16 protein-coding genes and 1 pseudogene are annotated in these 20,775 nt (G+C 69.0%); 5 read left to right on the forward strand and 12 right to left on the reverse strand.

Features of this window, described 5'->3' with window-relative positions; all coding sequences use genetic code 11:
• Positions 1–57: 57 nt before the first annotated feature.
• Positions 58–318 (reverse strand): hypothetical protein, encoded by a 261-nt coding sequence (locus G1H10_RS17155; protein ID WP_163740003.1) that lies wholly within the window; start codon positions 316–318, stop codon positions 58–60.
• A 238-nt stretch (positions 319–556) separates the two neighbouring features.
• Between G1H10_RS17155 and G1H10_RS35060 the strand changes: the two are divergent.
• The 5 genes and pseudogenes from G1H10_RS35060 to G1H10_RS17175 form a co-directional block, all read left to right on the forward strand.
• Positions 557–1,648 (forward strand): annotated as a pseudogene (locus tag G1H10_RS35060) (glycerophosphodiester phosphodiesterase); the annotation flags it as partial.
• Positions 1,649–1,654: 6 nt separating this feature from the next.
• The gene (locus tag G1H10_RS35065; RefSeq protein ID WP_376778632.1) at positions 1,655–2,638 is read left to right on the forward strand and encodes a glycerophosphodiester phosphodiesterase family protein; all 984 of its coding nucleotides are present in this window, start codon (positions 1,655–1,657) and stop codon (positions 2,636–2,638) included.
• A 131-nt stretch (positions 2,639–2,769) separates the two neighbouring features.
• Complete coding sequence (locus G1H10_RS17165) at positions 2,770–3,585, forward strand: IclR family transcriptional regulator (protein WP_163740007.1); 816 nt, start codon at positions 2,770–2,772, stop codon at positions 3,583–3,585.
• 143 nt (positions 3,586–3,728) lie between these two features.
• On the forward strand, positions 3,729–4,580 hold the full coding sequence (locus tag G1H10_RS17170; RefSeq protein WP_163740009.1) for a polysaccharide lyase family 7 protein: 852 nt from the start codon (positions 3,729–3,731) through the stop codon (positions 4,578–4,580).
• On the forward strand, positions 4,577–6,508 hold the full coding sequence (locus tag G1H10_RS17175; RefSeq protein WP_163740011.1) for a right-handed parallel beta-helix repeat-containing protein: 1,932 nt from the start codon (positions 4,577–4,579) through the stop codon (positions 6,506–6,508). The genes G1H10_RS17170 and G1H10_RS17175 overlap by 4 nt, the downstream gene beginning before the upstream one ends.
• A gap of 20 nt (positions 6,509–6,528) precedes the next feature.
• Here the strand turns inward: G1H10_RS17175 and G1H10_RS17180 are convergent, their stop codons facing one another.
• The 11 genes from G1H10_RS17180 to G1H10_RS17230 all read right to left on the reverse strand — a co-directional run bounded on the left by G1H10_RS17180 (position 6,529) and on the right by G1H10_RS17230 (position 20,607).
• Entirely contained in the window at positions 6,529–7,359 is an 831-nt protein-coding gene (locus G1H10_RS17180; RefSeq protein WP_163740012.1) for a sugar phosphate isomerase/epimerase family protein, read from the reverse strand.
• Positions 7,360–7,366: 7 nt separating this feature from the next.
• Positions 7,367–7,627 carry a hypothetical protein gene (locus G1H10_RS17185; protein WP_163740014.1) on the reverse strand — a complete coding sequence of 87 codons (261 nt, stop codon included), beginning with the start codon at positions 7,625–7,627 and terminating at the stop codon, positions 7,367–7,369.
• A gap of 5 nt (positions 7,628–7,632) precedes the next feature.
• Positions 7,633–7,875, reverse strand: a complete 243-nt coding sequence (locus G1H10_RS17190; protein WP_163740016.1) for a DUF4258 domain-containing protein — start codon at positions 7,873–7,875, stop codon at positions 7,633–7,635.
• Between the two features lie 208 nt (positions 7,876–8,083).
• Entirely contained in the window at positions 8,084–12,049 is a 3,966-nt protein-coding gene (locus tag G1H10_RS17195) for a fibronectin type III domain-containing protein (RefSeq protein ID WP_163740018.1), read from the reverse strand.
• Positions 12,050–12,120: 71 nt separating this feature from the next.
• Positions 12,121–12,804, reverse strand: a complete 684-nt coding sequence (locus G1H10_RS17200) for a YesL family protein (RefSeq protein ID WP_163740019.1) — start codon at positions 12,802–12,804, stop codon at positions 12,121–12,123.
• On the reverse strand, positions 12,801–14,816 hold the full coding sequence (locus G1H10_RS17205) for a DUF4962 domain-containing protein (protein ID WP_163740022.1): 2,016 nt from the start codon (positions 14,814–14,816) through the stop codon (positions 12,801–12,803). Before G1H10_RS17205 ends, G1H10_RS17200 begins: the two co-directional genes overlap by 4 nt.
• Complete coding sequence (locus G1H10_RS32440) at positions 14,813–16,528, reverse strand: heparinase II/III domain-containing protein (protein WP_163740024.1); 1,716 nt, start codon at positions 16,526–16,528, stop codon at positions 14,813–14,815. The genes G1H10_RS17205 and G1H10_RS32440 overlap by 4 nt, the downstream gene beginning before the upstream one ends.
• A gap of 113 nt (positions 16,529–16,641) precedes the next feature.
• Positions 16,642–17,406 carry an SDR family NAD(P)-dependent oxidoreductase gene (locus G1H10_RS17215; RefSeq protein ID WP_163740026.1) on the reverse strand — a complete coding sequence of 255 codons (765 nt, stop codon included), beginning with the start codon at positions 17,404–17,406 and terminating at the stop codon, positions 16,642–16,644.
• A gap of 41 nt (positions 17,407–17,447) precedes the next feature.
• Entirely contained in the window at positions 17,448–18,353 is a 906-nt protein-coding gene (locus G1H10_RS17220; protein WP_216853372.1) for a carbohydrate ABC transporter permease, read from the reverse strand.
• A complete protein-coding gene (locus G1H10_RS17225; RefSeq protein WP_163740028.1) occupies positions 18,350–19,300 on the reverse strand; it encodes a carbohydrate ABC transporter permease in 951 nt (316 codons plus the stop codon). Before G1H10_RS17225 ends, G1H10_RS17220 begins: the two co-directional genes overlap by 4 nt.
• 2 nt (positions 19,301–19,302) lie before the next feature.
• On the reverse strand, positions 19,303–20,607 hold the full coding sequence (locus G1H10_RS17230; protein ID WP_163740030.1) for an ABC transporter substrate-binding protein: 1,305 nt from the start codon (positions 20,605–20,607) through the stop codon (positions 19,303–19,305).
• Between the last annotated feature and the right edge of the window lie 168 nt (positions 20,608–20,775).

The following is a 20,775-nucleotide window of genomic DNA, read 5'->3' on the forward strand; positions in this document are numbered from 1 at the left end:
GACTGAGAGCAGCGTCAGCAGTTGGAGTGATCGGCTGGCCCGGGCCGCGGCCTCCACCTAGTGGTGCCCGTCCAACAGGACGTGGGTCAACGCCCAGTGCGCGTAGTCATCACGGCTCTCGTCGGCATCAGCAGGCCGGCAGATGTCGAGCGTCAAGACCGCCACCGCAGTGGGCGCCGAAGATGCCTTCAGCAACACCTCATAACGTCCCACCTGGGCCGCGTCGTTCCAGCTCGCCGCCGACGCCTCACCGAACCGGATCCGAGCGGTGTCCGCGTGCACGCCAAGACTCCGCACGGGTCCGATCAACGCAGTCATCCAGTCGCCACCTCTTGTGCGCCGTCGGCGTGGCCGTTCTTTCTCACAACACTGTGTCCAGGAGATCGTCTAGACGTGATCGCGACATGTTGATTCAGCTTCGCGCAGAAACCTCACATCACACACCTGGTGTTCAACCGTTGCCGACACCATCGCGGACATCGGCCGCGTCGCACCCTCGGGCGTCCACGCCCGACGCGGCGCGCCGAAGCCATTCCGTACCGAAGGGATTGTGCCGATGGCATCGCGGCAGAAGCTCGTCTCGACGACCCTCGCCAGCACGCTCGTGCTCGGGTTGCTCGCCACCGCCGTTTCGACGGCCGCGGCGGAACCGGAACCCGACGCCGCGCGCGCCGGCGGCCAGCGCCAGGCCCAGACGTTCGACCTGCAGGCCCACCGCGGCGGACTAGCGCTCCGTCCGGAAAGCACACTTGCGTCGTTCGGCAACGCGCTGCAGCTCGGGGTCTCCACGCTGGAGCTCGACATCCAGATCACCAAGGACGGCCACGCCGTCGTCACCCACGATCGGCGGATCAACCCGGCCAAGTGCGCCGACACCGAGCCGGTGACACCGGACGACCCCCAGTTCCCCTACGCGCAGGGCACGTATATCAAGGACCTGACACTCGAGCAGGTGCGCACGCTCGACTGCGGCACGCAGACGCTGTCGAACTACCCCGAGCAGGAGGCCGTACCCGGCGCGAAGATGCCGTTGCTGAGCGAGGTCTTCGACCTGGTGAAGCGGTACGGCGCCGACGACGTCATGCTGAACATCGAGACGAAGGTGGAGGCGGGCGCCCCGCACGAGACAGCCCCTCGGGAGCAGTTCGTCGAGGTCACGGCGGCAGAGATCCGCGAGGCCGACGTGGAGAAGCAGGTCACCATCCAGAGCTTCGACTGGGGCGCGCTCATGCTGATGGGCGAGGTCGCACCGGAGCTGCCCCTGGTGGCCCTGACCAACTACAGCTTCCTCCAGGTGGATCAGCCGGGCGCGTCGCCATGGCTGGGCGGCATCGACATCGACGACTTCGACGGCGACCCGATCGCGGCCATCAAGTCGTTCGGCGCTGACGTCTTCTCCCCCGTACACGGCTTTCCCCAGGGCGGCTCGGTCGACGACCCGGACTACCAGCCGTACGTGACCGCCGAGATGGTGGACCACGCGCACCGCAACGGCATCGAGGTGATCCCGTGGACCATCAACGACGTCGCCACCATGAACAAGCTGATCGATGACGGCGTCGACGGCATCATCACCGACTACCCGGACCGGCTACGGCAGGTCATGGACGAGCGTGGCTTCCGGCTGCCGCGTGGCTACGAGTCGCCGTTCGACATCCAGGGCCACCGCGGCGCGCGGGCGGTCCGGCCGGAGAACACCCTGCCGGCGTTCGAGTACGCGCTCGCCAATGAGGATGTGTCCACCCTGGAACTCGACACCGGCGTCACGGAGGACGGCGAGCTGGTGGTGATCCACGATCGCACCATCAACGGCTCGCACTGTGAAGACACCGAGCCCGCGACACCCGGCGACCCGGAGTTCCCCTACGTCGGCGACCGCGTGCACGACCTGACGCTGGAGCAGATCAAGACGATCGACTGCGGTTCGAAGACGCTGCCGAACTTCCCCGACCAGGTCGCCGTGCCCGGAGCGCGGATTCCGACCCTGGACGAGGTGTTCGATCTGGTGGAGCAGAGCGGACGGGACGACATCCGGCTCAACATCGAGACGAAGATCAGCCCGCTGGTAGACGACACCGCACCGTACCGGGAGTTCACCCGCGCCCTCGTCGAGGCCATCCAGGACGCCGGCCTGCGGGACCGCGCCACCATCCAGTCCTTCGACTGGCGGACCGTCAAGCACGCCCGCCGGCTGGACCGTGGCATCGACACGGTGGCGCTGATCTGGCAGTACGGCCCCGAGGAGTGCGCGACGCTGGCCGACGAGTGCTCGTTGCGCGCATCCTACGACGACCCCTCGGTGAAGAGCCCGTGGACCGCGGGCGTCGACTGGTGGCGCATCCGGGACATCGGCGTGATGGCCAAGATCGTCGGCGCGTCGACCATCTCGGCCAACTGGCAGGTGCACGATCCGGAGCAGGGCAGTGTCAGCTCCGACGACTGGTACGCGCGCGAGGATCCGGCATACTTCCACGGCCCGGAGATCGAACGGCTGCACCGGATGAAGCTCAGCGTGGTGCCCTACACCGTCAACGACGAGGCCACCATGCAGCGGGTGATCGACCTCGGCGTCGACGGTCTCATCAGTGACGATCCGGACGCGGCCGTCCTGGTGGCCAAGCGCAACGGCCTGCGCTGAACCATCCACACCCAGGCCGGCAGGTGTCCGGATAAGGCTGGAGGGTTGTACCGGCTGTCACCGGCACAACCCTCCGGTCATGTTCGGACAGCCGGCTACCCTCTGGGCCGGCCACACGTTCGCGTCCTCGGATGGGCGTCGGCGATGTGAACGCTCAGCTCTACGATAGGGCCGTGACCGAACGCCAGTTCCAGCCGGTCAAGTCGGCTGACCGCACGCTGGAGATCCTCGAGGTGCTAGCCGATTCCACCGAGCGGCTCAGTCTCGCGCATCTCGCTCGCGCGCTGTCCATCCCTAAGAGCAGCCTGCACGGCATCCTTCGGACGATGGTGCAGCGCGGATGGGCCGAGACCGACCCGTCCGGCACGTACTTCGGCCTGGGCGTTCGTGCCCTTCTCGTCGGCGCGTCGTACGTCGACCGGGACGACGTCGTCAGCCGGACGCAACCGTTGCTCGACCGGCTCGGCGCCGAAACCGGCGAAACGACGCATCTGGGCCGGTTGGATGGCTCAGACGTCGTCTATCTCGCCAAGCATGAGTCGCCGCACCCGCTGCGCATGTTCTCCGCCATCGGCCGCCGGGTGCCGGCACACAGCACCGCGCTCGGCAAGTCGCTGCTGGCCGAGCGTTCCGACGCAGCCGTGGCCGATCTGCTGCCACGGCCGTTACCCCGGCTGACCGCCAACACCGTCACCGACCTCGAGACGCTACTCGGTGAGCTCGCCCGGGTCCGCGCGACGGGTCACGCCGCGGATCGAGAGGAGAGCAGCGACGGCATCTGTTGCTTCGCCGTCGCCCTCCCCACGACGCGCCCGGCGGTCGATGCACTCAGTGTCTCGATACCGGCGTTCCGGTTGGACGACGAGGTGGAGCGCAGGGTCGTCGACGCCTTGACGCGCGTCCGCGACCAGTTCCGCCGGTCCGCCGGGGCGGCCGTGCCTACCTGATCGCGGCGTTTGCGCACCAGCACCCGAAAACCTTGTCGTCGACACCCTTGACGGCGGGTAACGCCCTCTTTACGATCGCCGTACATATATGTGAACGGCGTTCGCATCATCGAACGCCGTCGACGATCGAGAGGGTGAGCTGGATGGGACGTGCACGCCGCAGGGTCGCCGGCCTGCTGGGCCTGACGACGATGATGATGACAACCCTGATCGCCCCGGCACTGGGCGCCTCTCCCCCGGCAGCCGGCAGCTCGCGAGACCCGGCGACGGTCGTCGCCGGGCTCGCCGCGGTGGAGGGCGCGGCCGGCGGCGCAGGCTGCGACTACCCGGCACAGATCCTCGACCTCACCGACTGGAAGATCACCCTTCCGATCGACGATCCGGACCGATCGGGCGAGCAACCGCTGGAGATCCGCCAACCGGAGCTGAACACGTACGCGATCGAGCCGTGGTTCGCGGTCACCTCCACGTGCGACGGGGTGCAATTCCGCGCACCGGTCAACGGCGCCACCACCCCGAACTCCAGCTACCCCCGATCCGAACTGCGCGAGATGACCAACGGCGGCGCCGACCATGCCGGCTGGTCCTCCGACTCCGGCACGCACACCATGGTGATCACCCAGTCGATCAAGAACGTGCCGAACGACAAACCGCACGTCGTGGCCGGCCAGATCCACGACGGCGACGATGATGTGAGCGTCTTTCGGCTGCAGGGCAACAAGCTCTACGTCACCCGCGGCAACGACAGCACCTACCACCTCATCACCGATGACTACCGGCTCGGTACCAAGTTCGAGGCCAAGTTCGTGGTCAGCGACGGCGAGATCAGGGCCTACTACAACGGCCGGTTGGAGACGACCATCCCGGCGGACTTCGACGGCGGCTACTTCAAGGCCGGCGCCTATACGCAGGCGAACTGCACCAACTCCTCGCCGTGCGACAGCAGCAACTTCGGACAGGTCATGATCTACGACGTCGAGGTGACTCATCAGTGAACCGCCGCACCGCCGTCGCCGCTGCGGCGGCATTGACGATCATCCCGCTGGCACCGGCCGCGGCCGCCGCACAGGAGACGCCAGAACCCCCGGAACCGATCAGCGTCGCGGAGGTCACGGCGTCGAGCAGCGACGGCAACCTGCCGGAGAACACCCTCGACGGCGACCTCACCACCCGGTGGTCCGCCCTGACCGAAGACCCGGCGGATCCCGAGTGGATCACCTGGGACCTCGGTGCGGTCCGCACCGTCGGATACCTCGGCCTCGCCTGGCACCGCGGTGACGTCCGCGCCGCCTTCTACGACGTGCAGATCTCCCACGACGGCCAGACCTGGACGACGGCCGTCGCGGACGGTGAGAGTTCGGGCGGCACGATCGACCTGGAACCGGTCACGCTCGGCGCGTCGCCGCAGGCCGGGCTCGAGGCTCGGTTTATCCGCTACCTCGGATACGGCAACAGCGCGGGCAGCGGCTGGAACAGCGTCGCCGACGTGCGGGTCTATCCGCCCAACGCCGACGGCGCCGTCGTCGAGGAACTCGCCTCCCAGCTGCCGGAGCCGGATCCGGACGCGAAGCCGTGGACGCGGCCCGGCCTGGTCGACCCGGACGGCCACCCGATCGCGGTCGATCCTCCGGCACCCGTTTCCGGACGCACGCTCGACGTCCTCGAGTTCGGGGCAGATCCCGAGCCGGTCTCCGGGGACGACGCGTCCGCCATCCGGGAGGCCGTCGCCGCGGCCGAACCGGGCGACGAGGTGTATCTCCCGCCGGGGGTCTACGACCTGGACACCACCGTGCCCGCCGACCCGACCAGCAACATCGCGCTGCGCTCCGGGATCCATCTGAGAGGCGCCGGGGCGGGCGAGACCATCCTGCGCTCGTCGTTGACGCCGGACACCCACTCCGGCAAGGTGTTGCGCGGCCTGGGCATCTCCGACGTGGCCATCACCGGGCTCACCGTGACCTCTACCTTCGACGGCGAGTTCACCGACGATCCGTCCGACGCGGGAGGTGGCGGCCCCGCCTACGGAGTCTTCGTCGCCAACGCCGGGATGCGTCCAAGCGTCCGGGTGCTGGTCGAGGACGTCGTCGTCGAACGTTTCCAGCGCTCTGGCGTGCGCATCGAGAAGAGCCGGCACGTCGCCGTGCGCGGCAGCACGTTCCGGAACGCGACCAGCGTCGGCGGCGGTGGCCAGGGCTATGGTGTGACGATCCAGGGCACGCCGTCGGTGGACCGGTACGCCTACACCGACGACTCGCGGTACAACGTCGTCGAAGACAACACGTTCGAGGGCCCGTACCTGCGGCACGCGATCCTGCTGCAGTACTGGACGCACAACAACCTGGTGGCCGGCAACACCATCACCCGCACCGTCTACGACGCCATCGACCTGCACGGCGAAGACGAGTATCTGAACGAGGTGCGACACAACACGGTGACCGGCAGTCGCGCGGCCGGCATCGGACTCGGCAACACGGGCGGATCGGCCACCCAGCACGATGCGTCGGGGCCCGGGAACTGGATCCACCACAACGTGCTCCAGGGCAACCGGGAGGGCGTCATCGTCCACCTCGGATCTCCGGAGACGCTGATCGAGCACAACGTCATCACGCGGCGCAGCTCGGCGCCGGCGCGGGTGGGTATCGAGGTCCGCAATGCTCCGGACACGGTCGTCCGGGACAATCGGATCTCCGGCAACCGCGCCGACGGATTCTGGGGCATCCGGCTGCAGGAGGATCCCGGCGATGACGGTCACGCCGCCGGCATCCCCAGCGACGTGCTGATCGAGCGGAACACCGTCAGCGGCAACGCCAACGGCATCCGCATCGACGCCGGTACCGGCATCGTCCTGGACGCCAATCGCGTTGAGGGCAACGCCGGCGAGCAGCTGCACATCGCCGACGACGCCGACGTGACGCTCCGCTGAGCCGGGCCGCATCGGCCGGACTACCCGGGTCCGGCCGATGCGGTAGCGGCCAGCCAGTCGCGGACCGCGGCGAGTGCGTCGCGAGCCTCCGGGAGGTCGGGGTGCCACGCCTTCTCCCATTCGAGGCTCAGCACACCCGCGTACCGGCGCCGATCAAGGACGCCGGTGATCTCGCCGAGCGGGACGTGCCCGGTGCCGGGCAGGACGGGCTCAGGGCGGCCGTCGGCGAGCACCGCGTCCTTGACCTGGACGTAGGCCAGTAGGCCGTCCAGCGACGCCGCGCTGGCCTCGGGCGATTCGCCGGCGGCCCAGCTGTGGACGATGTCCCAGATGGCTCCGATGTACCGAGGATGATCGCCGGCCACATCCTGCACGAGTGGCGCCACCAGGCGCGCGACGTCTTCGCCGGTGCGGTGGCTGTCATGGGTCTCCACCAGCAGCCGGACGCCGGAGTCCGCGGCTGTCGGGACGGCGGCCTCCAACCGGCGCCGTCCGCGTTCTTCCGCGACGGCGCCGGCGTCATTCTCCGCGCCGGGGAACAACCGCACGCCGCCGGCACCCAGGTCGGCCGCTAGCCGCACGTGCTCGGTGATGTCGTCCACGACCGCGTCGTCGTCCCCCGCAGCGCACAGCTTGACGTACGAGCACACCGCGAGCACGCCCAGACCTGCTTCGTCGAGGCACCCGCGGAGTTCCGCCCGCTCGGCGGACGACATGCCGACGTGCGCCAGCTGGCCCTCTCCAGCCCGCAACTCGAGTGCCACGCAACCTGCCGACGCCGCGACATCGATCACCTCGCCGATCAGGGCGCCGGGCATACCCAGGGTCGAGACGGCAAGCGGCCACGTCATGACGTGGTCACTTCTTCTCGGTTCTGGCATGGAACTTGCGGTGAGCCGCCTGCCGCGAGGTGCCCAACACAGTACCGATCGCCTCCCACGAATCCCCGGCTGCACGGGCATCTGCAACAGCCTGATCGAGCGCTCGCTCCGCCTCCTCCAGATTGGCGAGTGCTTGGCCGATAGCCCTCAGATGACGTGCGTCGCGCGCAGGCGTAACCTCCGGGTCGAGGGTGTCCAACCATTCCTCGACGCTGCTCTTATGCTGTGCCTTGGCCATCATCATCACCCTTTGGACAGGTAGTCGTAGAACCTCGGGCGCATCCGATCAGCGTGGATGACACGTTGCGGATCATGCGCCGGCACCACCACGATCTCCAGCAAACGACCCGTGCAATCGGCACCGAGAACCAAGATCCGCAACTCGCCGTCGTACTCCTGCTCGATGTACCGAAATGGATTCCGAATCGCATGAAGAATGTCGGAGTCGCCGAGGCCATGTTTCCGCACCGCGTCCGTGATCGCCACGTCGCGCCCTCCATCATCGTGTCATCATAATGTTGACATCGACCTCTGTCAACAACTTGTTGACAGAAGCGATCTTATGGGCGCCACATTATCGGCCGGTACCGACAATGTTCGGCGCCCATAAAACATCAACAGACGTAGAATGAGGAGTTATCAATCAGTTGCAGACATCCACGAGCTAGAACGCTCAACCAACCTTCGAGGCTCCTCACTCCGGCAGGAGCTCACGAAGCTCACCATCCCCGTCCACCGATGCCGGCTCGGACGGCGCGGACTCTCCCACGGCGTTCGACGCCACGACGACGTACTCCGCGCCGTCCACCACTTCGGAATCCGTCCACGTCGTCGCGGTCACATCGGTGACCACGACCTCGCCGTCCCGCAGCACCGTGTACGACGCGGCCAGCCGGCTGCCGGACCAGGACACGGTCACCTCGTCCCCCTCCGATGCCGCTGCCACCGAGGTCACCGTCTCGGGCGCGGCTGGTTCGCCCGCCCCGTCGCCGCATTCCGGCCGCGCCGGCAGCGTCCACGTGCCGGAGAACCGCACCTCGTCCGGGATGCTGTCGTCCGGATAGACGACGAACCGGTCCACCAGCGCACCGTCTTCCCTCGCCTTGATCAGCAGCGTGTGGAAGCCGGGCTGCAGATCGAACCCGATCGGCGACTGCCGGTAGAACCAGTCCCCGACGCTGAGGTTCACCGTCGCCGGAGTGCTGTTGTCCATCGAGATGTAGACGCTGTCCGTGGACCCGGACTCGCCATGGCCGAGCACCGCCACGTGGTAACGCCCGGCCTCCGTGACCTCCAGGTCGTAGCGGCCCCACAGGTCGGGGTTGTTCTTGTACTCCGAGCCCCGCGGCACCGACGCGACCCGTCCGCCATAGCGGGTCAGGTCGTCCACGAGCTGGTACTCGCCGCTGCGGCCGCTGTACCGCTCGGCCTCGACGACGGCGCCGTCCGCGCCGACCTCGTGCGTGAGGGAGCACCCGGGTACACCACTGACGGTGGACGACGGCTCGCTCGCTCCGGCGTCGTTGACGGCGACGACCCGGTAGGTATAGCCGGAGCCGTCCTCGACGTCGTCGTCGGTCCACGTCGTGGCGCTGATCCCGTCCGCGACGACCTCGGCGTCGTCATCGGTGAGCCCGCCGCGCAGTACATGGTAACTCTCTGCTCTAGCCGAACCGTCCCAGGTCAGCGTGACCTCACCGGCCGCACGGCTCACTCGCACCCCATCCGGCGTCCCGGGAGGAGTGGTCTGCGGCGTCGCCTCCACGACGCCGGAGAGCGGGCCCGTGCCGATCTGATTGACCGCGCGGACCGCGTACCGGTACGTGATGCCGTTCGACACATCCGTGTCGACCCAGCCCGGCTCGGTGACGCCCTCGGCGACGGGCTGCAGCTCGGCGTCACCGGTGGCCCGCAGCACGTCGTATGACGACGCGTCCCGCACCGGCAGCCAGCCGAGCTCCACCCGCCGATGCGAGGCCACGGCCACCAGGCCGTCCGGCGCGGCCGGCTCCTGCGCGCCCGCGGTACCGATCGCGGCGGACGACGGCCGGCTCCGGCCGACCTCGTTCACAGCCACGACGCGGTACGGATACGCTTCGCCGTCGGACAGGTCCCGGTCCGCGTAGAACGGGACGGCGACCTCCGCGATCTCCCGGCCGCGCCGCAACACCCGGTAGGACGTGGCCGTGTCCACCGGCTCCCACGACACCTCGATCACTCCGGCGTGACCCTGCGCCGTGACGCCCGACGGCGCCGCAGGTGCGGCGTGCGGAGCTCCGTACTTCAGAACCAGCTCGCCGCCGCCGCTCACTTCGACGCTCACGCGGCCGTCCGCGAGGTCCACCGGCACCGCGGATCCGTCCAGCGTCGCCCGCTCCAGCGCCCGGCCGGGCGACGCCGCCAGCGACAGCTCGTAGGAGGTGTCCGGACCGTCGGCGATCTCGACCGTATGACGGGTCGGGTCGCTGACGTCGGCGGAGAGCGTCACCGACGCCGACGACGACGCCAGCACGGTGCCCCGCCACGAGACGGCGACGGCGTCGTGCATGGCGTATCCCGCCAGCGCACCGCCGGTGGTCCGCACCCAGCCCAGGGCGCCGTCGACCACGACGTCTCCCGCTGCCGCGGTCGAGCCGGAGCGTGCCGCCACCACCGTGTCGACGTAGTCGTCGGCGGAGATCCGCGCTGCCAGCGCATCCGCGGTACCGAGGTCCTCCAGCCGCGGCTCCGCATCGTCGAGGCCGGCCGGCACCAGCACGGACAGCAGGTCCGCGGACGTGCCTTCCTGGCTCAGCCGCAGGCCGGTCGTCTCCTCCACGTCGGTAGACGGGTCCGGGTAACCCTCGAAACCGGTGTCCGTGCCGGTGCCGTACGGGTTGAACCGGTCGGTCACCAGCGTCGTCTCGACGTCGGCGGGCACGGTCAGCGCGTGCAGCCGCGCGGGGTCACCCCAGGGGCCGTCGCCCGTGGTCCAGGTGCGACGGTTGGCGACGCCGGAGAGGGTGCCGCGCACGTGCCAGTAGGCGTCCCACTCCTTCGAGCTCTCGGCCGCCATCCGGTCGAGCACCACGAAGTAGTCCGAGCCGGGGAACGCCACCGCACGGGTATGCGTCGCGTCCTGGTCGTCCCAGTACGCCGCCGACTTCTCGGCGAAGCCGAACATCGGGCCGGAGAGGAACCCGCGGGTGGGCGTCGGGTCACCCACCGCCGAGCCGTCGGCGGTCACCACGTTGTGGTGCTCGGGGCCCTTCCATCCGTCGCGACCGCCGAACCGCTGCGGTCCGTAGCCGTTGTCCCGGGCGAGCACCGCGTTCTCCGCGTCGATGAGCAGCTGCAGGCCGTCGGCGTGGTCGTGGTTGTTGCTCATCGCCACGCCGCTGAAGTATCCCCAGCGGGTGTCGGCGTCGCCCATCCGCCAGTCGCTGCGGAAGATCGTGTCCCCGCCGCGCGGGCCGGCGTCCATATCGATGGTGCCGGTGCCCTCGTCCGGGGCCACCTCGGCGATGGTGGAGTCGTAGAGTGCTATCTCCTCCGGCCAGCCGTAGAACTGGTTGCGCGCTCCCGTCCAGTCGTCCGGGTACCGGGCCGCATTCCAGTCGCTGTTGAAGAACTGCCACTGGAACAGCTCGCCCAGACTCGCCGACTCGCTGAGCGGCGTCGGCGTGTCCGCGTACGCGGCCGCGACCGTGTTCAACCAGGTCACCTTGGACCAGCCGTCGTCCAGCGGCGGCATCAGGCCCTTCGGATTGACGGTCTTCAGCTGCCACTCGAACGCCGGCTGCAGGGCCGGGAAGAGATCGACGCCGGAGGCGTTGCGGTACTGCCACATGAACGGCGTGCTGTTGAGGATGGTGAAGATCCAGTAATACCCGGCGCCGTCCCGATAGATGCCGTCCTTGGTGAACATGTAGCGGAAGACCCGGTTCATGTTCTCCAGCCCGCGGTCCAGGTACGCCTGCGCGTCCGGGTCAGCCGAGAAGGCCAGCGCCCAGGAACCCAGCGCCGCGCCCGCCTTGGACCGGTGGTTGTGGCTGCGCACCCCCTCGTCCTCCAGGTACGTGTACAGCCAGTCCGCGCCGCGTTTCACCGCCGCCCGGATCGCCGCGTCGTCGTCCGGACCGATATCGGCCGCGATCCAGTCGTAGGCGAGCGCGTAGTTGGTCATCTGCTGGGCGACGTACTGGTCGGTGGGCACGATCGTGTCGAACGCGGCGCGCAGGTTCGCCACCGCCGCGTCGAGATACCGCTGCTCCCGGGTGATCAGCCAGGCGAACGACGTCGCCTTGGCCGCCTTGGTCTTGACGTCGTCGGCCGGGTCGACACCGTCCGCGGCCGCTGCCGCGTCGGCGTCCTCCACCAGGCGTCCCCACGCCATCGCGTAATGCCGGTGCGGGTCGGGTGCGTCGCCGCTCACCCGGGCGCGCAGGAGTTCGACGCCGTCGGTGTCGACATACTGGCTCGGGTGCACCTCCTGCGGCGGAAGGACACCCTCGGTCGGGATGGTGATCCCTTCCCACCATTCCTCGTCCGGGTCGTGACCGACCGACTCCCCCGGCACCAGCGGCGGACTGGCCGCCTGCAGCGGCGCCGCCAGCGCGCCCGCGACGAGCACCGCCGCGAGGCCGGCCACTACCGAATGAACCGTTCTTCGCCGAGACATGGATCGCTCCCATCATGTGGTGAACGGGTTGTCGTACGTCTGGTGCAGGTGTCGTAGATGCGGTGCAGGCGTCATGCGGATGGAGCCCGTCGAAGGCGCCCTTCCGGTCGAAGGCGGCGCCGGGCCGGATGCTCTCGTTGATCCGCCGCCGTACCGGCGCCGTTCCCGGTGGCGACGAGGGCAAGCCAGACGGGAAGGGAGATGCCGAGGAAGGGCACGATCGTGGGAAGCAGCACGCACGTCAGTCCGAAAGCCGCGACGATCGACAGCAGGACCAGCGAGCTGATCGGGCGCTGGGCGCCTAGGGCCACCACCGCACGCAGCCATTGAGCCGTCGTCGCGTCCCGATCCCGCGACGCGGCGGCCGGAAGCATCAGCGCCAGCAGCAACAGCGCGCCCGCCACCGGGAGCATCGCCGTGGCCAGCAGGAAGGCCGCCGGCGATTCTCGGGTGCCCAGGAACAGCAGGTTCACCAGCACCATCGCGGCCAACACGGTGGCGACGACGCTGAGCAGCCAGGTCCGGCGCCAGGTCGCCGCCATCTCGCGGAAGGTCTGCGTGAACACGGCGTCGTCGCCGTGTTCCTGCCAGCGGTGCAGCGCCCTTCCTGCCGCCACCGCGGCGGAGAGCCAGGTCACCACCCCGAGCGACAGGATGAACGCCGCGACTCCCGCCAGCGCGAGGTTGGCCGGGTAGGACAGGACCGCCAGCGCGGTGTCCTCCCAGCGTCGCCGCCGCACCTCGGTGCCGTTCACGACCGTGGGCCGTTCCCGGCCGGGTACGCCGCCACGGAATACGCCGCGAACCCGTCCGCGGCGATGTCCGGTTCGGCGCCCAGCGCGTCGGTGGCGTCCTTCCCGTCCAGCTGGACGGCGACGATCTCCCGATCGCCGTCGCGCTCCACGTCGACGACGACGCTGCGTGCGCCGTCCCCCTCCCGGACGCTGATCACCGACGGCGCGTCGTCGTCCCACGCGAGCGGCTCCAGCACCGTGACGAACCGGGCGCGTTCCCAGGGCCCGGTGGTACGGCGCAGGGTGTGCTGCACCTTCTCCAGGGAAAGGCTCGGCGTGCTGGACGTCGGGTTCGCCGCGATCGGGGTCGCCACCACCTCGTCGTCGGTGTCACCGGGTTCGAGCGCGGTGACGCGCAGCCGACCCGATCCGGCGGCGGCGATCCACTGCCCGTCGCCGACCGGCTCGGCCGGATTGTCGGTCTGCAGCAGCCACGTCCAGGCCCGCGGCACCTCGGCGGCGGACTCGTCGACGATCACCAGCGTGCCGCGCGGCGACATCACCAGATGCCGATCCACCTGGCGTACCCCCAGCTCCGGCTCGTACATCGCGGCCGTTTCGCTGACCGCGTGCACCCAGCCGTCGCCCACCGTCGCGGTGCGGATGCGGGCGGTGTGCCGGTGCGGCAACCCCTTGTAGACGTGGTAGCGGTCCTCGTTGACGAACCCCTTGCCGTCGACGAGCACCGAGCTGTGATGAGCGGTGAGCTTGCGGTTGGAGTAACCTTCGTCGACCGCCAGGTACGCGCCGTGACCGAGCAGCACGAAACTGCCCGCGTCCGGATGGTGGTGACCGGCGTTGAGCGTGGTCCACCCCTGCTCGACGGCCATCCGGTGCGACGCCTCCCACGCCTTGTGCCCGCCGCCCGGCGAGGCCTTGAACGACACCAGACAGGCGTCCGGCGACCACGACGTGCGGCCGACCACCAACCCCAGATCGCCGAAGACGCGCCCCAGCGGCAACGATCCCGGGTCCTGTTCCGGCACCTCCGGGTCGTACCAGAGGAGCTCCTGGTACGCCTCCGGACGCACGCCCGGCTTGACCCCGCTCTCGTACGCCTCCCGCCAGAAGAAGTCGTCGAGCACCCGGTTGGCGAGCCACTGCGCCTGCGGGATCCGGTACTCCGCGGCGAGCTTGTAATAGAACGCGGCCGAATGTCCGCTGCGCCGGTCGTGGCAGTCCCCGTGGTCGACGATCCGTTCCAGATCTGGGGCGGCCTGGTAGAGCCGGTACCAGAACGTCTCCCGGAGATAGGGACTGTCGGCGAACCAGTCGAGTCCTTCGGCGGCGCGCAGCACGTCGAGGTATGAGGCGATCCACGGCACGCCGTAGCGCCAGTACACGACGCCCTCGCAGTTCGAACCGTCCTCGGGCAGCAACTCCAGCACGGTGGCGAAGTTGCGCTTGGCCCGCTCCGTCCACTCCCTACCGGGCGGATGCTCGTCGACCAGGACGTATCCGGCGGTAGCCAGCCCGGCATAACAGATCCAGTTGTGGTTCTGCCAGTACGACGAGGACCACCAGTCACCCTCGGAGGCGACGGCGAAGTCATAGAGCCGGGTGCCCTGCAGGATGAGCTTGTCGCGCAGCGCGGCGCGCTCGTCGTCGGGAAGGGAGTCGCCGGCCCAGGCGTAGGCCAGTGACAGCCCGTGGCAGAGCCAGCCGGCGTCGAGGTCGTGGTCCGGCATGTGCGCCTTGCCCCAGTGCGGGAAGGACACCGGCGGCGCCAGCCAGCGGCGCAGTTCGGCCAGGTAGTGCGTCTGTCCGGTCAGCCGGTACGCCAGCGCCAGGTTGGCCGCTGTGGGCCCGAAATAGGTGATGCTCGCCTGCGGATGTTCGGCCGGCGGGACTTCGCCGCGGTAGCGTTCGCATTCGTCCAGCAGCCGGCGGAACTGTCGCCGGTGCGTGGTGTGGACGTCGCTGCGCAGCTGATCGAGCCTTCCGGCAAGCAAGAGGGGGCGAGGGACGGTCACGTGTCCTCCAGGGTGTGCTCGTCGATCCGGCCGGAACCGTGCTCCACCCGGAGGCGAGCCGGCCCGGTCTGGTCGGTGCTGATGAGTTCGATGCGGTGGACGGCTCCCGGGTCGCCCGGCCAGTAGACGGAGACGAAGGCCACCGCGGAACAGGTGGCGGAACAGGTCGCGGTCCAGTCGGCGACGGCGACGACGGCCGCGGGGTCGTCCGACGGTCCGCGGCCCGGGACGGTGGCCAGCGTGGACGGCGCCGTGGCGACGTGCCGGCCGTGCAGCACCGTGCCGCCGGTGTCCCAGCGGCTGCACCACGTCCCGTCCGGTTCGGTCCGGATGTCCAGCGTTCCGCCGGGCCGTAACCCGAGGTCGACGACGTGCTCCGCACCCGACGGCACCGTCACGCACACGGCGTCGAGCAGGTACTCGTCGTTCATGATCACCGCACGGCGCAGACCCGCGCCCGGAAAGGCGTCGTCGGCGCCGACCAGAAGACGAGCCGGCGGGCCGGGTTCCCACGCCAGCACCGTGCCGGTGCACGGCTGCTGGTCCGCGCCGTCGATGCGGACCGTCGGATGTGCGACGGTGCGTGTGTAGTGCCCGCGACGCAGCGGGCTGCCGTAGGGCGGGACGCCGGGGGCCGGCTGCCACGGTTCGTCCGCGCCGTACAGGTACAGCGCGAGCTTGTCCAGATGACCGTGCGAGCCACCGTGCGGCCCGGCGTCGACGACGGCCTGCCACGTGTCGGCCGGATCGCGCAGCACGACGGCACCCGTGCTCGCGTACCACACGGACCCACGTTCGGTGCCGATCCCCTCGTCCAGCGGTGGACCGGCGAACCAGCCGTCCAGCAGATCCTCCAGCCCGTCGTGCCGGTCACCCAGCTGCCGGCGGGCATACGCCTCGATCCACTCCACGCCCGGCGCCGTCCACAGTTGCCGGGCCAGCGCACACACCTCGATCAGCTCGAGCAGCGCGCCGTCCCGCCGGTACGGCCCGTCGTGCAGCACCGGGACCAGCCCGGCCGGCGTGGCCAGCGTGGTCAGCACCCGGACCATGCCGGCCAGCCGGGCCACGGCGTCGCCCGGAAGCTCGCGCGGGTCCTGGCCGGCCAGGTTGAGCAAGTGTGCCCGGAGCACGAACAGGTGGTAGTAGGTGGCGCCCTCCCACTCCCAGCCGTCCTCGCCGACGGCGGCCGCCAGCTGCTCGAACGCTCCCTTCAGCCATGGCCCCGCGTCGACCGGCTCGCCGAGCGCGTGCAACGCCCGCGCCGCCATCCCGCCCGCGCAGTCCAGCCACGCGGTGTAGTTGCTGCGCAGATCACCCCGTTCGTCCACGAGGACCCGGCGAGCCTCGTGCACCGTGGACATCAGCCCACGGAGCAGGTCGACGGTGTCGTCGCGCAGCCGCCCGCGCAGCGATGGGTCGGCGGCGGCGAGCACCCGGACGGCGTCGGCGATCTGCGTGCCCCACAGCGCCTCGGTCAGGGCCTGGGAGAAGAGCTTGCCCCGCAGCATCCAGGGCTCGGCCTGCTCGCTCCACCCGTCCGCGGCCACCTGAGGGTAGAGCCGCCCGTAGGCGTCCAGGAGCTCCGACGCCCGGTCCCGGTCCGCCGCCTCCCCGCGGATCCGGTATCGGTGCGCGCGACGACGCAGCTCCCGCGCCTGCGCCTGATGTGCCAGCACCGTCCAGGCGGCGTCGTAGCGTGGACCGCTCATTCGGCATCCGTGCGGGCACGGATACCCGTCGCCCGTCGGCGGGCCGAGCTCGGTGCCGTGCGTCGGACAGACGTGGTCATGCCACCACCCGCCACGCGCCCACGGAATCGGCGTCATCGGAACTGTGATCCTCCGTTGATGTCGATCACCTGGCCGGTGACGAAACCCGACAGCGACGACGCGAGGAACGCCACCACGCCGGCCACGTCGTCCGGCACCCCTTCCCGGCCGAGCGGGATGCCGGCCACGATGCCGGCCCGCGCCTCCGGCGAGGTGAACGTATCGTGAAACGCGGTCTGCCCGATGAACCCGGGGGCCACGGCGTTGACCGTGACACCGTCCGGCGCCAGCTCCTTGGCCAGGCCTCGGGCCAGGCCGATCACCGCGGCCTTGGCCGCCGCATAACCGGCGGAACCGTTGCCGCCACCGTTCTCGGCCGCCATCGACGACATCATCACCACACGTCCGGCCTCGGATCGGGCCAGGTGCGGGATGGCCGCCCGCGTGGTCATGAAGGCGGTGGTGACGTTGACGTCCATGACCTTGGCCCAGTGTTCGTCGGACATCTGCGCGACGGTGCTGCGGCCCACCAGGTGCCCGGCGTTGGTGACCAGGATGTCCAGCCCGTCCAGCGCGTCGACGGTTCCGGCGACCACGGCGTTCGCGTCGGAGGCCGCGGTCAGGTCGCCGGGCAGGGCGACGGCGCGCCGGCCGCTGTCGAGGATCTCCTTGGCCAGCGTCTCGGCACCGTCCTTGCTGGAGGCGTAATGGACGGCGACGTCCGCGCCACCGGCGGCGAGGGCTCTGGCGATCGCCAGGCCGATGCCGCTGCCGCCACCGGTGACCAAGGCGCGCCGTCCGGTCAGATCGAGTTGCATAGTCCGTCCTCTCGGTTGGTGTTTCTGGTGCGTCGCCGGGCTCATTTGATGCCCGCGTTGGTGAAGCCCTGAATGAAGTACCGCTGCGCCACCAGGAAGAGCAGCACCATCGGGATCGTCGCCAAGGTGCTGCCGGCCATCAGGTAGGCCCACTGTGTCGTCTCCTCCTGGCGGAACACCGCCAGCCCGACCTGGATCACGCGCAGGTCGTCCCGGGTGGTCACCAGCAACGGCCAGAGGAAGTTGTTCCAGCTGTCCTGGAAGGTGAGCAGGGCGACCGTGGCCAGGGCCGGTTTGATCAGCGGCGTGTAGACCTGTCCCCAGATCCGGAACTCGCCCAGACCGTCGATGCGCGCCGCCTCCTCCAGCTCACGCGGCAGCGACAAGTAGAACTGCCGGAACAGGAAGATGGCGAACGGGCTCAGCCCGCCTGGGATGAGCAACGCCCACCAGGTGTTCAGCCAACCGCTGCCGCCCTGACCGAGGATGTCGTTGCCTCCGAACAGCGGCATGAACTTCACGATCAGGAACTGCGGCACGATCTTGGTGTACGTGGGGATCATCAACATGGCGATGAAGCCCAGGAACACGAGCTCGCGGCCGCGGAACGGGATGCGCGCCAGCGCGTATCCCGCCATCGCGCCGAAGATCAAGGTGATGATCGTGTGGCCGGTGGCGATGATGAAGCTGTTCCGGAAGTAGGTGGCGAACGGTGCGGCGTCGAGCGCCTCGGCATAGTTGCTCCACGCCCACTCCTTCGGCCAGAACGTCGGCGGGAACTCGATGAGTTCGCCCGGACCCTTCACCGAGGTGAGGATCATCCACAGGAACGGCACGATCATGGTGAACGCGCCGAACGCCAGCACGCAGGTCAGGGCGATGCGCTTGCCGTCGAACCGTCGTTTGACCGGAGACGCCGCAGTGGTCTGCGTCATGGCCGCACTCACGTGTCGTCACCTCCGGTGAGCCGCCGGTTGACGACGGTCAGCACGATCAGGAAGGCGAACAGGACCACCGACTGCGCACACGCCATGCCCATCCGGAAGTTCTGGAACGCGCTGCGGTAGACCTCGTAGGTCATCATGGTCGTCGCGTTCGCCGGGCCGCCGTCGGTCAGCACGTAGATCTGGTCGAATACCTGGAACGCGCCGATGATCGAGACGACGAAGACGAAGAACGTGGCCGGTTTGAGCATCGGCAGCGTCACCGAGAAGAACTGCTGAATCTTGGACGCTCCGTCGATGGAGGCCGCCTCGTACAGGTTGGGGTCGATGTTCTGCAGTGCCGCCAGGTAGATCAGCATCTTGATCCCGATCCCCTGCCAGATGCCGACGATGATCACCGACCACAGCGCCCAGTCCGGGTTGCCCAGCCACACCTGGCCGGGCAGCCCGACGATCGACAGCAGTCCGTTGAGCAGCCCGTACTGCGGGTTGTACATCCACAGCCACACCATCGCGATGGCGACGGTCGCGGTGACATGCGGAAGGAAGAACGCCGCCCGGTAGAGCGTGCGCCCGACGATCCGCTGGTTCAGCAGCACGGCGATGACGACGGCGACGGCCATCGACACCGGGACGGTGAAGAAGGTGTAGACGATCGTGTTCCACGTGGCCTTGCGGAACACGGCGTCGTTCCAGATCTCGATGTAGTTGTCCAGCCCGACCCACCGGGGCGCGCTGATCACGCGATAGTCGGTGAAACTGAGTACCAGCGTCGCCAGCACCGGGATGGCGATCCAGAGGATGCTGTGGCCGAGTGCCGGCGCCACCATCAGCCAACCGGCCCGGCGCAACTTGCGCGACGCCGACGGGCGGCGCCGGGAGCGCCACCGCCGGGCGGTGGCGGGCTCGGAGCCGGCCACCGTGCCGGACGGTTTGGTCGTCATGGTCATGCCTACCGCGCCATTGCCTCGCGTGCTTCGCCGGCGAGATCGTCGAGCGCCTGCTGGGGCGTTTTCTCACCGAGCAGGGCCGCCTCGATCGCCGGGGTGAAGTCGCCCCGGATCTCCAGCCACTGCGGCACGCCGCCTTCGCGCTGGGCGATCTCGAGGTTTTCCATCGCGAACTGGACCAGCGGGTTGTTCTGCACGTACTCGCTGTCGAGCAATTCGGTCCGCGCCGGGACGTTGCCGCGCTGTTCGTTGGCGCCGAGCGCCGCCTCCGGTCCGGTGAGGAACTCGACCAGTGCCGCGGCGGCCTCCGGATGATCGGAGCCGGCCGAGACGGTGGCCAGCGTGCCGCCGAAGAACATGCCGGGTTCGCTGCCCGTGATCGTGAACGGCACGAGCTGGTCGGCCAGCTCCGGTGCGGCCTCCTGCAGCTGGATCCACAGGTTGTTGTGGCCTACCGCCATCGCCGCCCGGTCGTTGAGCAGCGGATGCACGTCGATGTCGGTGCTGGAGAAGCCGATGTCCTCCACGCGGTCCTCGTGCATCAGATCCACCAGGTACTGCAGCGCGGCGACGCCCTCGGGCGAGTTGAACGTCGGCTCGGTGAAGTCCTCGCTGAACAGTGAGCCGCCGTGGGCGAAGAGAAAGACCTCGTACATCTGGCGCAGATCCATCGAGAGCATGTCGAAGCCGGCGCGCTGGAGCTGACCGCCCGAGTCTCGCTCGGTGAGAGCGATCGCGTATTCGCGCAACTCCTCCAGCGAACTCGGCGGCTCGTCGAAACCGGCCTCGGCGAGCAGGTCCTTGCGGGCGATGCCGAACCGGGTGTCCAGCATGATCGGAATCGCGTAGAGGTCGTCCTGCCACACCCCGCCCGCGAGAATCTCCGGGGTGAAGTCCTCGGACAGGTCATCCACGGTGATTCCGAGTTCGCCGAGGTCGGCCAGGATCCCGTTCTCGGCGAAGGCCTCGATCCAGCCGACGCCCATCATCATCACGTCCGGCACCAAACCGCTGGCCACAGCGGTGGTGAGCTTCTCGTTGAGGCTGCCGTAGTCGGTGTAATCGACCGTCACGGTGACGTCGGGGTACTGCTCGTAGAACTGCGGAAGCAGTTCCTCTTCGAGCAGCGCCTTGCCCTCCGCGCCCTCGAAGATGGGCGTGAGGACGGTGAGCTCTCCGCTCACCTGCCCGTCGCCTGAACCGTTCTCGCTACTGGTCTCCGAGTCGTCGCCGCAGGCGGCGAGGACGAGTGAGGTCGTCGCGGCCGCGAGAAGCGCCGCCGCGCCTCGGCGTGTCCAAGATGTCATGCGCTGTGCTCCTTCCGAGGAGTCAACCGGCGATGTGCTGTATGCCGAGCTACTGTAACGATGCAGTGACCCTAGGGGAGCATTTCCAGCACGTCAATAGGGTGTTACTCGGAAGACAACCATCTGCCCTGCTCGGAACGGTGGAATTGCTACTGCATCGTTACACTG

This window comes from Phytoactinopolyspora halotolerans, from assembly GCF_010550675.1.
Classification (GTDB): domain Bacteria; phylum Actinomycetota; class Actinomycetes; order Jiangellales; family Jiangellaceae; genus Phytoactinopolyspora; species Phytoactinopolyspora halotolerans.

Bases quoted from the DNA above. Each gene is read 5' to 3' on its own strand.
- G1H10_RS17195 (WP_163740018.1), bottom strand. From the start codon at position 12,049: ATGTCTCGGCGAAGAACGGTTCATTCGGTAGTGGCCGGCCTCGCGGCG.
- G1H10_RS17230 (WP_163740030.1), bottom strand. From the start codon at position 20,607: ATGACATCTTGGACACGCCGAGGCGCGGCGGCGCTTCTCGCGGCCGCG.
- G1H10_RS17185 (WP_163740014.1), bottom strand. From the start codon at position 7,627: ATGGCCAAGGCACAGCATAAGAGCAGCGTCGAGGAATGGTTGGACACC.
- G1H10_RS17165 (WP_163740007.1), top strand. From the start codon at position 2,770: ATGGGCGTCGGCGATGTGAACGCTCAGCTCTACGATAGGGCCGTGACC.
- G1H10_RS17225 (WP_163740028.1), bottom strand. From the start codon at position 19,300: ATGACCATGACGACCAAACCGTCCGGCACGGTGGCCGGCTCCGAGCCC.
- G1H10_RS17180 (WP_163740012.1), bottom strand. From the start codon at position 7,359: ATGACGTGGCCGCTTGCCGTCTCGACCCTGGGTATGCCCGGCGCCCTG.
- G1H10_RS17215 (WP_163740026.1), bottom strand. From the start codon at position 17,406: ATGCAACTCGATCTGACCGGACGGCGCGCCTTGGTCACCGGTGGCGGC.
- G1H10_RS17170 (WP_163740009.1), top strand. From the start codon at position 3,729: ATGGGACGTGCACGCCGCAGGGTCGCCGGCCTGCTGGGCCTGACGACG.
- G1H10_RS17155 (WP_163740003.1), bottom strand. From the start codon at position 318: ATGACTGCGTTGATCGGACCCGTGCGGAGTCTTGGCGTGCACGCGGAC.
- G1H10_RS32440 (WP_163740024.1), bottom strand. From the start codon at position 16,528: ATGAGCGGTCCACGCTACGACGCCGCCTGGACGGTGCTGGCACATCAG.